The following is a 19,003-nucleotide window of genomic DNA, read 5'->3' as shown; positions in this document are numbered from 1 at the left end:
TGATCCTAGGTGCTCGTATGATTTTATCGGCTCGGGTCGGAATCCAGGTGCGGCAGGCGCCACCAGCGGAGACAAGTTCGGGTCGGCTAGCCCTTTTCGGTTACGCCAGTGTCCGGGGTTTGACCAGCACCAGTAGTAGGGCGCCGAGCATGGAGGCGAGGCCGCCGAGGACCAGGGCGGTCTGTACACCCGCACCGTCGACGAGAAGCCCGCCGAGGAACGCGCCGAGTGCGACCGCGACCTGGAACACACCTGTTTGGAGTCCGCCAATGCTTTCAAGGCGGCTCGGTTCGGCTCGTGCGAGCCAGGTCGAGATAACAGTAGGAAGAGCACCGAAACCGGCTCCCCACAGTGCGGCTGCGGTGAAAAGAAGACCGGTACTACTGCCCATGTAAACGAAGCCGATCATCGCGAGACCGAGCACGAGCGGGAAGACCAGTGCCGCGATGCGCAACATGCGGTCGGCGAGAGGTCCGGCGATCAGGTTGCCGCCCACGATTCCCAGGCCGTACACCAGCAAGAGGACAGCGAGCTGCTCGGGATTGAGCCCGCCCACCTCGGCGGCCGCAGGACGGATGTAGGTGAAGCCGGCGAAGTGGCCGGCACCCATCAGCGCCATGGTGAACAGGCAGAGCAGAACCAGTCGGGAACGAAGTGTCTGCACCAGGGGCCGGAATCCGCCCGAAGGGCCGGCAAGCATCGAGGGTAGGGCGATGAATTGGATGATGACCGCGATGATCCCGACGCCCGCGGCCAGAGCGAACACCGCACGCCAGCCCCAGACTTCACCGAGCAAAGTGCCGAGCGGGACGGCGGCGACGGTGGCCAACGTCACGCCCACGTTCACGATCGTCAAACCCAGGCCGAGCTTCGACGCCGGAACCAAGCGAGCTGTGATGGAAATCGCAAGCGCCCAGAAACCACCAATCGCGATGCCCAGCAGGACGCGGGCAGCGAGGAGTATCGGGTAGGTCGGTGCGATCGCCACCAGCACGTCCGATACGACGGCAAGCGCCGAGAGGATGATCATCAGGTGCCGGCGGTCCATGCGCGATAACAGGACAGGGATGGTGATGCCGGAAACTGCTGCGACGATGGCGGTGATGGCGACGGACTGACCAGCCAGGCCTTCTGTCACTCCCAGATCTTGGGCAACCCGGGAGAGAAGGCTCGCCGGCAGGAATTCGGCCATCACGAGGGCGAATACGCCCACGCTCAGCGACGCTACTCCCGCCCATGATGTTTTCTGCGTCTGGCCTGCACTGTCGGACGGTGATCCGTTACCGCCGACCACCTGTAGTTCTGTAGCTTCGGGAGCGGTCATTCGTTATTCATCCTGGCTTGCGTGTGTGTGGGCGCGTGAAGTTGGGGCCGTAGCGTCAGCTGTAGCAGGCACGGTTGATCGCGACGAGGAACTTGCCATCCGGCCTGCCGCCGGCGGCGATGTACCCTCCAATGGCTTCCATGGCCAGATCCCGGCGCTGTGGGACGCGCTCTTTGTCGGCGGCTGCCAGTAAGGCGGGCATCTCCTCGCGTACGGTCGGTGCAGTAGACGGGGGCGCCGGGCTGCTGACGCCAGGACTCAGCGAGGACTCCGGCATCGACAGCGTCGAAACCGGTCTGCTCAACCAGGGACATGGCGAGGTTCCGGTGGTCGTCGTGATCAGATGCCACCGGAATGGCGACCCGGCCTGCAGCACCGGCCTCGGTGGCCTTGGCGTCAAACGACTGGGACGTTATGGCGTTCCAGGCTTTGGTGACGGGGCGGCCGAACAACTCGGACAACCAGGCGCTTTCAGGTTGCCCCTCAGCGAAGGCGGGGACGATGCCGTCGCGGGCCGGGTAGTAGTTGGACGTGTCGATGACGACCGCGGCCTCAGGTGCGCGCCGGACGTGGGCGGCGATGTCCTTGTTGCGGCTCATCGGAACCGAGACGATGAGGACATCGACGTCGTTGACCGCTTCTGAGGCTGTGACTGCCCGCGCGCCGGTGCTCAAGGCTGCTGCTGCGATCGTCTCCGGGCCGCGTGAGTTCGCGATTACGACGTCGTGTCCGTGGCGACTGAGCCGCCGAGCGATGGTCGAGCCGATCGAGCCCGCGCCGATGATTCCGATTTTCATGCTTCTCCTCTTGCAATTCTTGTCCCTTCATTCTCAACCTTGCCATTAGTGTGAAGGTCAAATCGGGAAGGGAACCACGCCGGATCGCGAGGCCGTGGGTGCGTGCAAAGCGGGGCGTCGCTAGCGGAGGGCCCGGTATTGGCCTTGGAAGTACAGCAAGGGATCAGCGTGTTCGCCAGCGGATATTCCTAGTTCAATAACGCGTCCGAGCACGATGATGTGGTCGCCGGCGTCGTGTTCTGCCCAGATTGTGCAGTCGAGCCAGGCCAAGCTTTTATCGAGGATCGGGTTGCCCTGTGCTGTTGTACTCCATTGGATGTCTGCCCATTTATCCGTGCCTCTTCGGGCGAACTGGTTGGATACTGCTTTCTGGCCGCCTGAGAGGACGTTGACCGTGAAGGTTCCGGTGTCGCGGATCCTCGGGTAGGTGGTGGAGGTTTTCATGACGCTGAAGGACACGAGCGGCGGGTCGACCGAGACACTGTAGAACGATTGGCAGGTGAACCCGGTTGGTCCTTGGTCATCGTAGCCGGTGATGATCGTGATGCCTGAGGCGTAGCGACCGACGGTACTGCGGAAGGAACTCTGATCGATGCTGTGGCTTTGGCTGGGGGTGTCGGCGGCTGTCGTCATTCGATTGGCTTCGCGAGTCGGGCGTCCAGGCCGTACTGGGCTGGGGCGCCGAGGTGATCACGGAGGGTGGTGCCTTCGTAGTCGTCATGGAAAAGACCGCGCTCCTGAAGCAGGGGGACAACTTCGTCGACGAAGGTGTCGATGCCGTCCTCGTAGACGTCGATCGACACCCAGAAGCCGTCGCAGGCGCCTGCTTCGAACCATTCCTGCATGTGGTCCGCGGTGACGGATGCCGGGCCAACGGGGGTGGGGTGGTAATCGATGACCCCGTGAGCGAGGATGTCGCGGAGCGTCCATCCTTCGCGGGCGACTTCGAGCGCCCGCGGGGAGCGGGGATCGAAGGGGCTGGGTCGGGCTCCCGCCAGCTGGGCGGGCCTGAGCGGCTCGTCGATCTGGCTCGCATCAAGAGTCAGTCCCAGCATCGAGCCGAGATAGGGCACGAGGGCCGGGGCGGCTTGGTCGCCGAGAGCAACACGGCGGTCCAGGGCCGCCCGTTTGGTGGCGGCGATGGCCGGCATGACTCCAGCGATGAACTTCACCTCGTCAGGGTCGCGTCCGGCCCTGCGTGCGGCGTCACGGGTCGCTTCACGCTGGGCGCGCGCGTCCTCAATGGTGAACACGGCGCCGATGACGGCACTGGCGTACCGACCAGCAATCTCGAGGCCGTTCGCGCCTCCGCCGGCCGAGAAGACCACAGGTTGGCCTTGCTCCGAGGGCGGGATGGGCAGCGGTCCCCGGGACGCGACATATTCTCCCTGCAGGTTGATGGCCTCGATCTTCTCTGGATCGATGAACCGGCCGTTCGTTGTGTCCCTGATCCAGGCATCCTGCTGCCAGCTGCCCCAGAGAGCCTGGGTGATCTGGATGGTCTCGTGCGCACGCTGGTAGCGCTGCGGCCGGGGCGCTATCTCCTGCCCGAAGTTCGCGGCGGACCCGGGGTCGCTGGTTGTAACGGCGTTCCACCCGGCTCGGCCGTGACTCATCACGTCCAGGGCCTTGAACTGGCGGGCGAGGTTGTAGGGCTCGTTGAAGGTCGTGGAGCCGGTCGCTACGAGACCGATGCGCTCGGTCGCGCGGGCTATGGCCGCCAGGGTCAGCATGGGTTCCAGGGTGAGCATGGGCGCTTCCTGCACGCCATCTGCTTTATAGGCCAGGAAGTCGGGCAGGAACAGGAACGCGAACTTCCCGCGTTCAGCGGCCTGGGCGTACCGCACCTGCGCGTCGAAGTCGGTGTAATTGGTCGGATCCACGCCCGCGGCGCGCCAGGCCGACCCGTGGGCGCCGTATCCGTTACCGAGCTGCATGCCGAGGATCATTTTTGAAGAGGAGAAGGAAGTCACCTACCCATCGTGCAACCTTCTCACTAATGCGAAGGTCAAATCATAGGCGTCCTGCTACGCCCGCTGGCGTTCTGTGACGATGCTGCTCTTGCTGCCGGCGGCGGCTTCCAGGGCGTGGATGTAGCGGGTGATGGCGTCCCGGTTCTGGGAAAGGACGTCAATCTTGTGAGTCATCCGATCCCGCTCTTGCAGCAGGATCTCCAGGAGCTCCGGGTCCGCATCATCGACGACGACTGTCTGCGGCTGGTTCAAGCACGGCAGGATATTGCCGATGATCCTGGTCGGGATCCCCGAGTCGATGAGCCCGCGGATTTTTGCCACACGATCCACAAGGTATTCGTCATACTCCCGGTAACCGTTGTCCAGGCGGCGCGGTGTCACCAACCCTTGCTCCTCGTAGTACCGAAGCATTCGAGCCGGTACTCCAGATCTCTGTTCCAGTTCGCCTATACGCAAGATGCTCATCCCTCTCGGTCGTAACGCAGGTCGGATCGACCTTCACACTAGTGGAAAGGTGGCAAGGAGAGCTACCTGCACCGGAACCAGTCAGTGGCGGTGCTGTGTAGCCTCGAGCTCCCCTTCATTAACGGCGGGGAACCGCTCCTCTGGGTGCCGGAGATCCCCATCTGGCTCTCGCTGCTCTTCATCGCCGCCACCATCGTCGTAGCTACCGTCGCGAGTCTGCTGAAGACCAAGGGCGGCGAGAACGAGGACGGCCGCGGACTGATTCACAACGAACCAGTGGTGATCACTGCCGACTCCCCGCACGAGGAATCCGAGGTCGGCAAGAAGGCGGTGCCGACTGCCAAGTCCAAGTAGCTTCCACCGGCAGGCGAGCCGGGGACAGGAGGCGCGTGCTGCAGCAAATCCTGTTCCCGATGATGGGACGAGGTGAGCATGAGGGCCATGAGGACCCATTTCGCAGCCAGCTGTAGGTGTAGGTGATGCCGGTGCTCATCCCTACGCTGGCGAAGGCCGGGACCAGGTTAGGAGCCGTGTGTCAGCCTGTACAGCCACTGTCAGCGGACACCGAGGTCGCTGTCAACATACGAACCCGGGCGATTTTCAGTGCGACGCTGGCAATTGCAGCCACCATCCAGCTGCAGCCGAACGGTCACCGGACTCGATGCTTCGAGCCGGATGTCAACATGCTCCTTCCCGTTGCTGCTAAGGCGGAGAATCGATTCTTGGTCGGTGCGATGGGTCATGCGATTACCTTTGCTGATGCAGGGGAGTGGATGCTCCCCGGTGGCACGGGCGAGGGAGGCCCGTGCCATCCGGGTGGATTGCTGCTTACGGGAGGTTCTACGCCTTGACGTATCCGTTCGGATTCAGCACGAATTTAGTGGCCGAACCGGCGTCAAATTCGGCGTAACCCCGCGGTGCATCCTCAAGCGGGATGGCTGTGGCGTTTACTGCCTTGGCAATCTGGACCTTGTCGCGCAGGATCGCCATCATCAGCTGGCGGTTGTACGACATGACGGGGCACTGGCCGGTGGTGAAGGACAGGGACTTTGCCCATCCGGTGCCCAAGGACAGCGACAGGGAGCCGTGCTTGGCGGCGTCGTCGATTCCACCGGGGTCGCCGGTGACATACAGGCCGGGAATGCCAAGGGCCCCGCCTGCGGCGGTGATGTCCATAAGGGAGTTCAGCACAGTGGCCGGGGCTTCGTGCGAGGCGTCCTTGCCGTGCCCCCGCGCTTCGAATCCTACGGCGTCCACGCCGCAATCCACTTCAGGAACGCCCAGGATTTGCTCGATCTGGTCCTTCGGATCGCCGTTGGAGACGTTCACGGTTTCGCAGCCGAAAGAGCGGGCCTGAGCCAGCCGGTCTTCGTTCATGTCCCCGACAATTACGACGGCGGCACCGAGCAGCTGCGCGCCCACGGCGGCCGCGAGGCCCACCGGGCCGGCGCCGGCAATGTAGACCGTGGATCCTACGCCCACGCCGGCAGTGACGGCACCGTGGAACCCTGTGGGGAAGATATCGGAAAGCATCGTCAGGTCCATGATCTTTTCCAGGGCCTGGTCGCGGTCCGGGAACCTGAGCAGGTTCCAGTCAGCATAGGGGACCAGCACGTATTCTGCCTGGCCGCCCACCCAGCCGCCCATATCCACATAACCGTAGGCGCTGCCCGGGCGGTCCGGGTTGACGTTCAGGCAGATGCCCGTCTTGCGCTCCTTGCAGTTCCGGCACCGGCCGCAGGAGATGTTGAAAGGTACGGAGACAATGTCTCCCACCTTGATGAACTCCACGTCGGGACCGACTTCCACCACTTCGCCGGTGATTTCATGGCCCAGGACGAGGTCCTTAGGGGCCGTGGTCCGGCCCCTAACCATGTGCTGGTCCGAGCCGCAGATATTGGTGGTCACCGTACGCAGGATCGCGCCGTGGGGTACTTTTCGGCCTACATTGGCGGGATTAACGCCAGGCCCATCCTTGAGTTCGAACGTTGGGTAGTCGGTGTTGATGATTTCGACGACACCGGGTTCTTTGTAGGCGACGGCTTTGTTTCCTGACATGGACACTCCTTTAAGTAGGGGTATTTGGTGCCAGGCCTTCCATTCGGATGGCCTGGCACTGGTCCGGCAAAGTTGCAGGCGCTGCCCCATAGCCCGTGAAGGATGCTTCGATGAGGATACCTCCCCAGGTTTCAGGCCACCGAAGCACCCTTCACGGGCACGGGACAGCTCTTCCTCCGCGAGGGCGAAGGCTGTCAGCGGGATGTCGTGTCCAGTGGAACAGCATCCCGATGCTGCCTGCCCGGCGCTGAATCGGACAAGTCTGAGTCCGAAGTTCGAAGAGCCTGTAAGGATGAGACTAGGGTCACAAGAGATGCAATAAAAGCGCAAAATCTTGGAGATAATCATGCGGAATAGCTGCATGATTGCTGCGCGGCTCATCTCTCAACCAGTGCGCAGCCAAACGGCTTCCCGGAACCGGCAATAAACAGTAATGACGGGCATCCCCTTGCACGTACTGCAAAGGGATGCCCGCCAGGACCGGGCAGCGCGTCCCGGGTTGGACCGTGCCACGGATATGTATTGCTTCTGGTTGATAAGGGCTAAGGGGTGGAAACGGGTGCGGACACCAGCTGAGGCGCAACTGGAGCATCCGGCCCGCTGACATCCACAGCCGGTTGGGCGGTTGCTGCGTGTTCGGCCAGGACGCCCGTCTGGTGCCTGATCTTCAGGCGGTACAGCAGTGCCCCGCCTCCGGCGACGGCGGCCACGAAGATCACGCCGCCCCACTGCAGGTACCACTCAAACGGGGGAACCGAGTTGTAGATCTCCGGGCGGGGCCAGATGAGGTTCAGCGTCATGGCGCCGCCCCACAGGACCGCGAGGATGTTCACGGGCAACCCCCACTTGCCCAGGCTGAAGCCCGGCTCGGTGCCGTCATCCGCAAGCGGCCACTTCTTCTGGAACCGCTTGCGGAGCAGCGGAACGGTGACCAGCAGGTAGGACAGGTAGATCAGGACGATGCTGATGCTGGAAAGGATGGTGAAGATGGCGGGCTGGGAGACGTTCACGATCAGCGGCATGATGGCGATGACACCGATGACGATGGCCGCCACCGTGGGCGTCTTCCGCTCAGGATGCACCTTGCTGAGCTGGCGGCTGAATGGCAGGTTGTTATCCCGGGCCATGGCGAACATCATGCGGATGGCGGCAGCGTGAACGGCCAGGGTGCAGACGGTCACGGCCACCACGATGCACACCAGGAACGCCTTGCCGAAGGGGCCTCCCAACACGGAGAGCACGATGTACTGCAGGCCGCCGTCGGCAGCGCCCAGCTTGGGGTCGTTGAGGTCAGGAGCGGCCAGGAGTCCGCCAAGGAGAATCAGGCCGCCGAGGATGAAGGACGCCGTGATGGCACGGAGGATGGCCTTGGGGGCGGTCTTCTTCGGGTCCTTCGTCTCCTCGCCCAGGGAACTGGCCGTGTCAAAGCCATACATCACGTAACCGGAGGCCATGGCGCCGATGAGGAACACCCCAAAGAAGCCAAGGTCGTGGTCCATGCCGTAGCCTTCGGTGCTGAAAAGGACTTCCGGACCCCGCACCACATGCCAGCCAAGGGCCAGGATGAGGAGCACGGCGGCGGCGAGCTCCACGAAGACGCCGATGCTGTTGATCTTGGTCATCAGCTTCACGCCGAAGGCGTTGATGAGGGTGGAGATGGAGATCATGATGCTGGCAAGCAGCACGCCGTTGAGGGCGAAATCGTAGGTGCCGGTGCCGTCGCCGATGATCTGGAAACCGGACCAGATCTGGGGCAGGGTGAGCTGCAGGGCAAGGGCCACGGCGCCGAGCGCCACGATCGAGGAGATGAGCAGCAGCCAGCCCGCCAGCCAGGCGAACGTCCCGGACGAGAGCCGCTTGGCCCAGTTGTACACCGAGCCGGCCACCGGGTAGCGGCCGGCCAGCTCGGCGAAGCAGAGCGCCACCATGAGCTGGCCGGCGAAGACGAGGGGCCAGGACCACGCGTAGGCGGGGCCGGCCATGGAGAAACCAAAGTAGAACAGCTGAAATACGCCGGTGAGGATGGAAATGTAGCTGACGCCGGCCGCAAAACTGGCGAATTTGCCGATGCTGCGGTCCAGGGTCTGGGCATAGCCGAACTCGTCCATGCCGCTTGAATCAGTACTCTTGCTGGGTTCGAACATCTGAACTCCTAAGTGGAAAAGCACGATGGTGATGACCCGTGGCCGCCATTGGACACGGGTTATATCGGCGGCCGGGCGCCGCGCCTGCGGCGCCCGGCCATGTCCCCCAAATGCTGGTGTTAGCCGGCGGCCCCCACCCCGGCGTCACTGGCAGGTGAGCCAAACCAGCCGCTGGGCGCGGGCTGGATGTTCTGCCAGATGTGTTTTGCCTCGCGGTATTCGTTGAGGCCGGCGCTGCCAAGTTCACGGCCAATGCCGGACTTCCCAAAACCGCCCCACTCCGCCTGCGGGACGTACGGGTGGTAGTCATTTATCCATACTGTTCCGTGCCGCAGGGCTCCCGCAACGCGCTGCGCTTTCGACGCGTCGGACGTCCAGACAGCACCCGCCAGGCCGTACTCCGTGTCATTGGCGATGGCGACGGCCTCCTCCTCGGTCCGGAACGTCTCGATGGTCAGTACCGGGCCGAAGGATTCTTCCCGCAGTACGCTCATGCCGGAGCGGCAGTTGCCGAGCACGGTGGGCGGGTAGAAGAAGCCGTCCGCAAGGGGCCCGTCGTCGGGAATGTAGCCGCCGCACAAAAGCTGCGCACCCTCCGCGATGCCGTCCTGGACGTAGGCGTGGACCTGGTCACGGTGCCTGGCGGAAATCAGCGGGCCCGTTTCCGCGTTGGGGTCAAAAGGCCCGCCCATCCGGATCTTTTGGGCGCGTTCCACCACCTCGGCCACGAAGCGCTCCGCGATGGACTCCTCGACGACGAGCCGCGCCCCTGCCGAGCAGACCTGGCCGGAGTGCAGGAACACGGCGGTCAGGGCATTGTCGACGGCGGCGTCCCAGTCTGCGTCAGCGAAGACGACATTGGGGTTCTTCCCGCCGAGCTCGAAGGCGACCCGCTTCACCGTCTCTGCGGCTGCAGCCATGATGGTCTGGCCCGTGGCCAAGCTCCCGGTCAGGGAGACGAGGTCCACCCGAGGATCGGAACTGAGGAGGGGGCCCACCCTCGACCCGCTACCCGTGACCAGGTTCGCGACGCCGGCCGGAACCCCTGCCTCCGCCAGCGTTTCCATGAGCAGGATGGAGGTTGACGGCGTGAGCTCGCTGGGCTTGAGCACGAAGGAATTTCCCGCAACGAGTGCCGGCGCCACTTTCCAGGCCGCCTGCAGGAGGGGGTAGTTCCAGGGAGCGATGAGGGCACAGACGCCGAGCGGTTCATAGACCACACGGCTGATGGCGTTCGCCCGGCCCGTATCGATGACCCTGCCGGCGTCGAGGCCCGCTATTTTGCCGTAGTAGCGGAAGCAGGAGGCGATGTCGTCAATGTCGTATTCGGCCTCGACGAGGCGCTTGCCCGTATCCAGTGCTTCGGCGCGGGCATAAGCTGCCTTGTCCCGCTCCAGCAGTGCGGCGATGCGAAGCAGGACCTCGCCGCGTTCGATGTCGGTCAGCCGGCGCCACGCACCGCCGTCGAACGCTGCCCGGGCACTGGCGATTGCCCGCTCCGCGTCCTCCGGGGTGGACGAGGCGACTACCGCCACTTCGCGCCCGTCCGCCGGGCAGCGCACCACGGTTGTGCCGCCGTCGGATGCCTGGTGCCAGGCGCCGTCAATGTACAAGCCCTTGATGGCGTCCTCCGCTTTTCCGGCGTCGCGGACCTGCTCAACGGTGGCGGTCATCGTTTCTCCTTTTCGAGTTCATTATTCATGCCTAGCCCTTTGCTGCGGGGGCAGCTGCAGCGGCGGTGCCGTTACGCTCCAGCGGGCTGATTCCGTGCCGGTAGAACTCGGCATGCTGCGGTGCCAGCGGGGCCTTCCCCGCGATGAGGTCGGCTGCCTTCTCGGCAAGCATCATGACGGGGGCGTAGATGTTGCCGTTGGTCACGTAGGGCATGGCCGAGGCGTCCACAACCCGGAGGCCCTGCGTTCCGTGGACGGACATGTCGAGCGGGTTCACCACCGCCATCGGATCGGACTCCGGGCCCATCTTGGCGGTGCAGGAGGGGTGCAGGGCGGTCTCCGCGTCGCGGGCCACCCAGTCCAGGATTTCGGCGTCGGTGCGGACGCTCTGCCCGGGTGAGAGCTCCCCGCCGTTGAAGGGCGTCATGGCGGACTGGCCCAGGATGTCGCGGGCTACGTGGATGGCCTCCACCCATTCGCGCCGGTCCTGCTCCGTGGAGAGGTAGTTGAAGAGCATGGACGGGTGGACGGTGGGGTCCGTGGACTTGATCTTCAGGGTGCCCCGGGCATCGGAGTACATGGGGCCGATGTGCACCTGGTAGCCGTGCTTGGCGTCCGCCTTCTGCCCGTCGTAGCGCACTGCCACGGGCAGGAAGTGGAACATCAGGTTGGGGTAGGCCACGTCCTCGTTGGAGCGGACGAACCCGCCGCCTTCGAAGTGGTTCGTGGCAGCGGGGCCCTTGCGTCCCAGGAGCCATTGCAGGCCGATGAGCGGGTAGCGCCAGAGGTCCAGGTTGGGCTGCATGGACACCGGCTGGGTGCAGGCGTGCTGGATGTAGACCTCCAGGTGGTCCTGCAGGTTCTCGCCAACGCCGGGAAGGTTGACCACGGGGTTGATTCCGAGGGAGTTGAGGTGCCCCGCTTCGCCCACGCCGGAGAGCTGCAGCAGCTGCGGGGTGTTGATGGCTCCGCCGGACAGGATGACCTCACCGGCGTTCACCACGTGGGTCTGGCCGTTGCGGCGGTACGTGACGCCGGTGGCCACCGTGCCCTTGAAGTTGATTTTGGTGACCATCGCCCGGGTGAGGACGGTGAGGTTCGGACGGCCGGCGTTGGGGCGGATGTGTGCCCGGGATGCCGAGAGGCGCTGGCCCTTGTGGACGTTTCGGTCAAAGGCCGCGAAGCCTTCCTGGCGGTAGCCGTTAACGTCGTCGGTCAGGGGGTAGCCGGCTTCCTGGGCGGCCTTGAAGAACGCCTGGAAGAGCGGGTTGGTTGCCGGGCCACGTTCCAGGACGAGTGGGCCGTCGTGGCCGCGCAGTTCGTCATCCGGGTCCGCCGCCAGCGCGTTTTCCATTTTGTTGAAGTAGGGCAGGCAGTGCGCGAAATCCCAGGTATCCATGCCGGCGTCGGCGCCCCAGCGCTCGTAATCGAGGGGGTTGCCGCGCTGGAAGATCATGCCGTTGATGGAGCTGGAGCCGCCCAGGACCTTGCCGCGGGCGTGCGCTACGCGGCGGCCGCCCATGAAGGGTTCCGGGTCCGATTCGTAGCGCCAGTCATACAGCGGGTTGCCGCTGGGGAAGGTCAGCGCGGCAGGCATCTGGATGAACAGGTCCCAGGGGTAGTCGCTGCGTCCGGCCTCGAGTACCAGGACGCTGCTGTTGCCCCCTTCGCTCAAGCGGTTGGCGAGCACGGAGCCCGCGCTTCCGCCGCCGACAATGACGTAGTCGTAGTGGGTTTTTGTCATGCTGGAAACTCTCTTTCTACCTGGTGCAGGCCAGCCGAGTGAAGGCTGGTGGTCCTTCTTCCGGAAGCGGCGATGCGCAGCGATACCGGACAAGCGTTGGAAATCCCTGAAGTGGTGATGCGTCAGCGCTGACTCAAAGCGGTGCCGGAAATCCCTGGGGTGTGGTGTACGTCATACTCATGCACAGTAATGGACGTTGAACGAGTGTTCAATAGTCCGACTGGACAAACGTTCAAGATTTAACGCGGATGAAACATCGCGCCCTGCCACGGAGGGGAAAAGCCGCTCCCGGCATCGAATATGACGGGCGCCTGTCATGAACGCGGGAGCCGCACGGAAGGGCGCAGCAGATGGAAGTGCCTATCGGTTCCATCCACGCTTACATCCGCAAAAGAGGGTAAGGCACGCTGCTAGGCGGCGAAGGCGATCTCTTCGGTGCGGGCGATGCTCCGCCGGATGGAATCCTCGTCAACACCAAGGAGCGCGGTGAGCCACATCCCGTTTTGCACGACGACGACGTCTGCTGCCCGCTCCCTGCATTCACCATTGGAAAGATCGGGCCTGGCATTGCCGATCAACGTCGCGAGCCCTTGGAGGTAGCGTTCGAACGCTGCGGCATTGATGGAGGCGAAGTCTTCATGGGCTTGTGCCAAGGCCCATAGGTGGAGCCGCAGGGACAGGTACTGCATGGTAAGGAATTCCGGGCCCGCGACCCGCTGCAGGGCCTTCTTCAGCTGCTCGCCGGGGGACGAGTCGGGGCCGGGCGTGAGCAGCATCAGGTCATGCTGGTCTACCCGGTGCAGAGCTGCACGGATTAGGCTCAGCTTGTCTTCGTAGTAGTAGTTCACCAGCCCGAGAGCCACGCCGGCCTCGCGGGCCACGGCCCGCATATTGACTCCCGAAATGCCGTGGCGCGACAGCAGATCCAAGGCCGCTTCCAGGATGCGCGACTGCCTGTCGACCTGTTCGCCGGGTTCCACAGTCTTTGTATCCACCTGGCCAGACTATGGGCAATGCCGTGGTGGCGCACCCTGCAGCAGCACGGGGGATGGCTTAGACCCTGAGATCAACCCGGTCCCCGGACTGATCGGAGCCCGCCTGCGCGTCGTGGCCGCCCGGGCTTCCGCCCGAGCTGGAGACCGGCTTTACCCGCCGGAACGCGGCGAGAACGGCCCGCCCCACCACAACGATGCCGATGATCGTGGTGACGGCACGCAGGGTGTCCCAGCCCGCCGTCGACGTCAGCAGCGAGTACAGCAGGAAACTGCTCAGGTTGGTGCTCAGCGGCGCACCGGGCACATACGAGATGCCGGTGCCGGCGCCCACCGCGAAGGGCCAGAACCAGAGGTTGAGCAGCAACCCGTACAGGTAGGACGCCACGGCACCGTAAACGCACAGCAACCACAGTTCCGCTTGCCCGCGCACCCGGCGGGGGAGCAGGCCGGCGCCCGCGCCCACCCATGCGCAGGCGAAGATTTGGAACGGGGTCCAGGGCCCGATCCCACCCCACACTGCGCTGGAGACGGCGATGGTGGCGGCGCCGAGGAGCATGCCGAAACGGGCACCGAACGCCCGGCCTGCCAGGATCAGCAAGATAAAGACTGCCTCCACGCCCCCGACGCCGGTGCTCACCACCCGCACCGCCGAACCGACCGCTGCCAGCACGCCGAGCAGCGCCACCATGTGTGCGGAACGGACTGAGCCGTCCAAGGATATGACGACGGCGACCGCGGCGACGGGCGCGATGGCCAGCGCCGCGTAGGGGAGGGCCGTGGCGGCGTCCTGGGGGAGGGCCGCGGCGAGCAGCGGCCAGGAGAACGCTGCTAGGGCCAGTAGGTTCGCGGCCGCGAGGACGGCGAGCTCGACGCCCCGCGGCATCCGGACGCGGTGCTGCCTATCCTTGCCATGGAAGTCTGGTTGCTCGTCACCTACCGCTGGTTTTGGTCCGGCACCTGCCTTCCGGAGAAGCAGAGGGGCCGGTTCCGGCGTGTTGTTCTCGAAAGCAGAGGGTACGACGCCGTCCCGCATCGGGAGGATCCGGGCGCCGAGGCCGCGGGCAAAATCGCGGTCGTGGGTAGCGATCAGGACCGCGGCGCCGGCGTCGGCGGCGGCCCGCAGCGCCGCTGCGACTGCCGTGCGCGCTGCAGGATCGAGGCCGCGGGTGGGCTCGTCGATCAGGAAGACCTGGGGATCGTCCATGGTCTGCAGCGCGATGGCCAGGATCCTGCGCTCACCTGCAGAGAGGTCGCGGGGATGCTCGTGTCCGATGGGAATTGTGATGTCGCCCCGCAACCGGGCGAGGTGTGCAGCTGGGGAGCCAGGCGCGGGTTGTTCGGCGTTCTTTCGGCGGGCAAGGCGCCGCTCTGCGGCACGGAGCTCTCCCGCGACGGTGTCCCTGGTGAAGAGGTCGTCCGAGGCGTCCGGCACGAGGGCCACGCGACCGCCGTCGACCATGCCGCCGTCGTACGTTTTTGCAACCCCCGAGCCTTCAGTGCCCGTGCCCTCACCCAGCGCGAGCGCCACCAGGAGGGACGACTTCCCGGCGCCGTTCGGCCCCACCAGGGCCACCACTTCACCGCGGTGCAGCGTGAGGGATGCGTCGCGCACGAGCGGCTTGCCCTTGCGGTGCACCGCAAGGTTTGCCGCCGTCAGCACGGGCGCGGGGTCCGTCGGCTGGGCCTGCGCCGGATTGGCCTGGACGGGGGCGGAAGGCGCGGACGGCGCGGCACCCGGTACCAGGGCGCCGTCGTCAATGGTCCACCATGAATCCGCGATCGGCACGAGCGCTTCCGCCCGGTGCTCCGCCACGATGACGCAGACACCGGCATCGCAGGCGAGGGCGTGAAGCACGGTGATGACGCGTCTGCGGGCTGCGGTGTCGAGGTCGGCCAGGGGCTCATCCACCAGGAGCAGTGCCGGATGATCCACAACCGCGGCTGCAACGGCGACGAGCGTTGCTTCACCGGCGGAGAGGGTACTGAGATTCCGGTCCAGCAGATCCGTCACGCCCACATGTTCGGCAACCTCCAGCACGTGGGCCTTGGTGGAAGCGGATGGCATACCGCGCAGTTCCAGGGCGAGGGCGATTTCGTCCCGGACCCGGGTGCTGGCGAAGGCGGCGCGGGGATTCTGCAGGACGACGCCTACGGCGCGGGCGGTGTCCCGCGGGGGAGTGGCGGCACGGTCGGCTCCGGCAACGCGCACGGTGCCAGAGACTTCGCCACCGTCCACGTGCGAGAGGAGGCCGGCGATGCCCCGCAGGATGGTGGATTTGCCGGAGCCGGTGGGCCCGGTAATGACGGTTACTGAACCGCGCGACGGCGTGAGTTCGGCAACACGCACCGTTGCGTCACCGATGCGGAATTGTGCGTCCTGGATGAGGACCGGGGCGTCGCCGCGTTGGTTGGGTTGATGTGCTGCCCTGCTCCCAAAGCCGCGCAACTCCAAAGCTGCGGCAACCCGGCTTGCGTGCTCAAGGGTGCGCTCGAGGATGGGCACCAGGGCGCGGGGTCCAAACTTTTCGCCCCGCAACCGGAACGCCAGGCGTACGGAGGCAACGGCGTCGGCCAGCGCCGGGAGCGCAGCCCACGCCACCACGAGAGTCCTGGCCAAGCCCTGCATGGGGCCGCGGCGGGCCAGGTGTACGAAGCCGCGGGCCACGTCCACGAATGCGTTGAGCAGGCCGAAGCCGAGGAACATGGCGGCAATCGGCAGGGCGGAGAGGACCGCCTCCCACAGGCCTTGTCCCGTGACCGGGCCAAGGAAGACCACATGCGCGTACGGGGCGGGCAGCCGCATGGCCGGCAGGTCGAGCAGGACCGGCCCGCCGATGCCCGCGCCGTTGAAGAGGACGCGGTAAATGACCCGCGCCGCGACGAAGACGACAGCGAGGGCCGCCGCTGCACGTAACGGCGCGGGTCGGAGGGTCATGCCGCGGGGGCGGCCGGTTCGCCGTCGACCGTGTAGAGCAGTTCGAGGCTCTCCCCGGGGCTCACCTTCAGGGTGGCGTGGCCTTCCTGGGCGTAGGCCCAGTCACCGGAAGCCGGCTTGACCCAGAGGGACCAGTAGGCAAATGCGGCGGGCATGCCCTTGCATTCTTCCCGGTACGTGCCGGCCTTGTGGGTGATGTCGAAGTCCGCGGCGGGCACACCGTTCACACGGCACACCAGTTCGGTGGGGTACTGCTCGGTGCCCTCGGTCTTGATGTTGGCCTGCTTGAGCACATCGGCAGCGACAGTGGGCTCGTCAACGGGCACGCAGGTGGAGGTTTCAGCGGCGTCCTGCTCCAGGGCGCCCGAATCAACGATGACCTTTACGCCGCCGCAGGGCCCGGAGGCGCTGGGTGCGGCGCTGGATGAAGTTGCTGCCGAGGAAGCTGGTGCGGAGGCGGCTGGCTGGGTGGCCGGCGCTGAACAGGCGGCCAGGGAAAACAGGAGACCGGCGGCGGCGAGGGAGCTCGCGGCGGCGGTGCGCATCTTAGTCAAAGTCACCTGTTAAGGGTAGGGCGTTCCTTGCCCGGATCCGGAGGCCGTCACGTTGTATGACGCGGGGCTTCACGCGCGGGTGCGCCGCCTATAACCAAGCGGACGACGGCGGATGGTCCCGCTTCGTTCCGGCGGCGGGAGGTCCCGCCGTCGTAAGTCCAGAATGTCACACCCCCCTGCCATGCTTTTGGTTATGGAGACCGGTGTGGTTGTCGATGCGGAAGGCAGGGCGTCGTTGGTGGCTGCCGTCGCCTCGATGGCAGGGCTGGTTACTGAGCTCGCCGGTGTTGTTGCCTGCCCGATGGCCGCGGATGGAGCTGACCGTCTTCCCGACGCTGATGCTGATCCGTTGCAGGAGCTTTCCGAAGCGTGTCTGGATGGCCTCGCGGTGCTGGCACGGGTTGAGGCCGTGACGGCCGCGGCGAAGGTCCGGCTGGTGGCCGCCTACTCGGAAGCCACAGACGCGGTGGAGGGGCCGCCGGCCAGCGCATACGAGGCGACCGCGCAGGAGATGAGCCGCGTGGCAGAAGTCGCGTGTACGCTCACCATCGGTGAACGCGCCGCAGCTGCCCTCCTTGGGGAAGCCCATGCGCTGACCACCTCGTTGCCGGCAGCACTCGATGCCCTGGAAGCCGGCACCATCGCCTGGCAGCACGCCCGCATCGTGGTCGAGGAAACCGCCGGCCTCACGCCCGCGGCAGCATCCGCTCTGGAGGGACACTTCTTCGGCCCTGACGAACAGGTTCGCGGTGCCGCACCCGGAAATTTGGTGCCCGTCCGGTTCCGGAGGAAGGTCCGGGCCTGGCACGAACGCCACCACCCCGAGTCAATCGAGGTCCGCCACGCAAAGAGCGCGGCGGACCGGCGGATGGAGTACAGCCCGGACCGGGACGGCATGGCTTGGATCTCGCTGTACGTTCCCGAGGATACTGCCTGTGCCGTCCGGAACAGGACAATTGCGCAGGCCCGCGGCCTCCAAGGCCCGCAGGAACCACGCACCCTCACCCAGTTGTGCGCCGACATCGCCGCAGGGTTGCTGCTGGGCAGTACAAATCATGATGCGGGAGACGTGCCCTCGCCCAAGGCAGAGGTACTAGTGACCGTTCCGGTCTTCTCCCTTCTCGGCCTGACGGACGAACCCGCCGAAGTCGATGGGTTGGGGCCGGTCCCGGCGTCGATGGCACGGAAGCTGGTTGCTGACGGTGCCAGCTCGTTCTATCGCGTTCTGGTAGACCCGAGGGATGGAGCGCCGCTGGAAATCGGGCGCACCAGCTACCGGCTCCCGGAAACACTGAAGCGATGGCTCAAGATGCGGGACGGCAGATGCACCTTCCCGGGCTGCAGCAACCACAGCCCGGATAATGAGGCGGACCATCTCACGGCCTGGCAGCACGGTGGAACCACCGGGGTCAGCAACCTGGGACAGGCATACCCAAAACACCATCGGCTCAAACACCGGCGGGCCTGGAAACCAACGCAGGCAACGAAGGATCAGCCACCTGGCTGGATGTCACCGACCGGCCGATACTATCCAGCCGAGCACCGGGACCGGGAGCCACCACTCTTGCCACCAGCCTGCCTGCGCGCCGCCGTTAGCCCCATGGAACAGGCCATTTTGAAGCTCCTCGCTGCCTGACGCTTGGTCGCCTGATGCTGCGTGCTGTTTTTGAAGGTGTCCGTTAGAGCGGGTCCTTCACTGGAGGCGGAGCTCCATGAAGATGCTGTTGGGGTCCAGGATGTAGCCGGCGAATGGCGGGCACTCGGTGAAGCCATTCCTGGCGTACAGACGGCGCGCAGGAGCGAAGTAGTCCTCGGTGCCAGTCTCAAGGTAGAGGCGCTCAAGGTTCCGGGTGCGGGCGTCGTCGAGGATGTGCCGGAGCAGCAGGGTAGCTACACCCCGTCCGCGTGCGCTTGCTGCTGTGCGCATGGACTTGATCTCGCCGTGCTTGGTCAACCCGGGCGGGGACTCCAGGAGCTTGAGTGCGCCGCACCCCAGCAGATCTCCGTCCTCACGGGCGGTCCAGAACGCAATCGACGGCGCGGACAGGGCGGAGTGGTCCAGGGCATGGACGCTTTCGGCCGGGGATGTGGCGAACATGTCCGCCAGGTGTTCGCTGAGGAGCTGATGGACGTCGCCGCGTGAGGGGTCGTCCCGGTCAATGGAAATCATCGGCTCAAATCTACCCGCTGGCGCTGCGGGGCCCATGACGCCACCGATTACGTCCGGTTCCCGGTGGCCGCCAGCGACGGGTTACTGCAGAGCCCCTTCCGTCTCGTCCATTCCATCAAGGGCAGATCACGCAAGCACAACAGGCGAGTGTCCTGTCCGCACGCGTGGGTG

Annotated in this window: 14 protein-coding genes and 1 pseudogene; 2 read left to right on the top strand and 13 right to left on the bottom strand. The window is 65.3% G+C overall.

All coding sequences use genetic code 11. The features are described from left to right. Positions 1-100: 100 nt before the first annotated feature. The 5 genes from M1E07_RS17800 to M1E07_RS17780 all read right to left on the bottom strand — a co-directional run bounded on the left by M1E07_RS17800 (position 101) and on the right by M1E07_RS17780 (position 4,559). Entirely contained in the window at positions 101-1,324 is a 1,224-nt protein-coding gene (locus tag M1E07_RS17800; protein WP_461187950.1) for an MFS transporter, read from the bottom strand. Continuing rightward, complete coding sequence (locus M1E07_RS17795) at positions 1,321-2,121, bottom strand: NADPH-dependent F420 reductase (RefSeq protein WP_461187949.1); 801 nt, start codon at positions 2,119-2,121, stop codon at positions 1,321-1,323. Before M1E07_RS17795 ends, M1E07_RS17800 begins: the two co-directional genes overlap by 4 nt. Positions 2,122-2,241: 120 nt before the next feature. After that, the gene (locus tag M1E07_RS17790; RefSeq protein ID WP_461187948.1) at positions 2,242-2,754 is read right to left on the bottom strand and encodes a flavin reductase family protein; all 513 of its coding nucleotides are present in this window, start codon (positions 2,752-2,754) and stop codon (positions 2,242-2,244) included. Next, positions 2,751-4,094 (bottom strand): NtaA/DmoA family FMN-dependent monooxygenase, encoded by a 1,344-nt coding sequence (locus M1E07_RS17785; protein ID WP_461187947.1) that lies wholly within the window; start codon positions 4,092-4,094, stop codon positions 2,751-2,753. The genes M1E07_RS17790 and M1E07_RS17785 overlap by 4 nt, the downstream gene beginning before the upstream one ends. 54 nt (positions 4,095-4,148) lie before the next feature. Next, on the bottom strand, positions 4,149-4,559 hold the full coding sequence (locus M1E07_RS17780) for a MerR family transcriptional regulator (RefSeq protein ID WP_461187946.1): 411 nt from the start codon (positions 4,557-4,559) through the stop codon (positions 4,149-4,151). Positions 4,560-4,664: 105 nt separating this feature from the next. Here M1E07_RS17780 and M1E07_RS17775 point away from each other — a divergent pair. Continuing rightward, positions 4,665-4,913 (top strand): annotated as a pseudogene (locus M1E07_RS17775) (TerC family protein); the annotation flags it as partial. Positions 4,914-5,399: 486 nt separating this feature from the next. Here the strand turns inward: M1E07_RS17775 and fdhA are convergent. The 7 genes from fdhA to M1E07_RS17740 form a co-directional block, all read right to left on the bottom strand. Next, entirely contained in the window at positions 5,400-6,617 is a 1,218-nt protein-coding gene (fdhA, locus tag M1E07_RS17770; RefSeq protein ID WP_461187945.1) for a formaldehyde dehydrogenase, glutathione-independent, read from the bottom strand. Between the two features lie 542 nt (positions 6,618-7,159). Further along, the gene (locus tag M1E07_RS17765; protein ID WP_461187944.1) at positions 7,160-8,761 is read right to left on the bottom strand and encodes an APC family permease; all 1,602 of its coding nucleotides are present in this window, start codon (positions 8,759-8,761) and stop codon (positions 7,160-7,162) included. Between the two features lie 119 nt (positions 8,762-8,880). After that, positions 8,881-10,434 carry an aldehyde dehydrogenase family protein gene (locus M1E07_RS17760; protein WP_461187943.1) on the bottom strand — a complete coding sequence of 518 codons (1,554 nt, stop codon included), beginning with the start codon at positions 10,432-10,434 and terminating at the stop codon, positions 8,881-8,883. Positions 10,435-10,465: 31 nt separating this feature from the next. Beyond that, positions 10,466-12,178: a choline dehydrogenase gene (betA, locus tag M1E07_RS17755; protein ID WP_461187942.1), complete on the bottom strand. Its 1,713-nt coding sequence runs from the start codon at positions 12,176-12,178 to the stop codon at positions 10,466-10,468. 410 nt (positions 12,179-12,588) lie between these two features. Beyond that, positions 12,589-13,173, bottom strand: coding sequence for a TetR/AcrR family transcriptional regulator (locus M1E07_RS17750; protein WP_461187941.1), 585 nt, complete (start codon positions 13,171-13,173; stop codon positions 12,589-12,591). 58 nt (positions 13,174-13,231) lie between these two features. After that, positions 13,232-16,108 carry an ATP-binding cassette domain-containing protein gene (locus tag M1E07_RS17745; protein ID WP_461187940.1) on the bottom strand — a complete coding sequence of 959 codons (2,877 nt, stop codon included), beginning with the start codon at positions 16,106-16,108 and terminating at the stop codon, positions 13,232-13,234. After that, complete coding sequence (locus M1E07_RS17740) at positions 16,105-16,668, bottom strand: hypothetical protein (RefSeq protein WP_461187939.1); 564 nt, start codon at positions 16,666-16,668, stop codon at positions 16,105-16,107. The genes M1E07_RS17745 and M1E07_RS17740 overlap by 4 nt, the downstream gene beginning before the upstream one ends. Before the next feature lie 187 nt (positions 16,669-16,855). On the opposite strand from M1E07_RS17740, the gene M1E07_RS17735 reads away from it, so the two are divergent. After that, the gene (locus M1E07_RS17735; protein ID WP_461187938.1) at positions 16,856-18,298 is read left to right on the top strand and encodes an HNH endonuclease signature motif containing protein; all 1,443 of its coding nucleotides are present in this window, start codon (positions 16,856-16,858) and stop codon (positions 18,296-18,298) included. A 57-nt stretch (positions 18,299-18,355) separates the two neighbouring features. On the opposite strand, the gene M1E07_RS17730 is transcribed toward M1E07_RS17735, so the two are convergent. Beyond that, a complete protein-coding gene (locus tag M1E07_RS17730) occupies positions 18,356-18,832 on the bottom strand; it encodes a GNAT family N-acetyltransferase (RefSeq protein WP_461187937.1) in 477 nt (158 codons plus the stop codon). Positions 18,833-19,003: the final 171 nt, after the last annotated feature.

The organism is Arthrobacter sp. Z4-13 (assembly GCF_054792705.1).
This window is presented reverse-complemented; position numbering and strand designations above follow the sequence as displayed.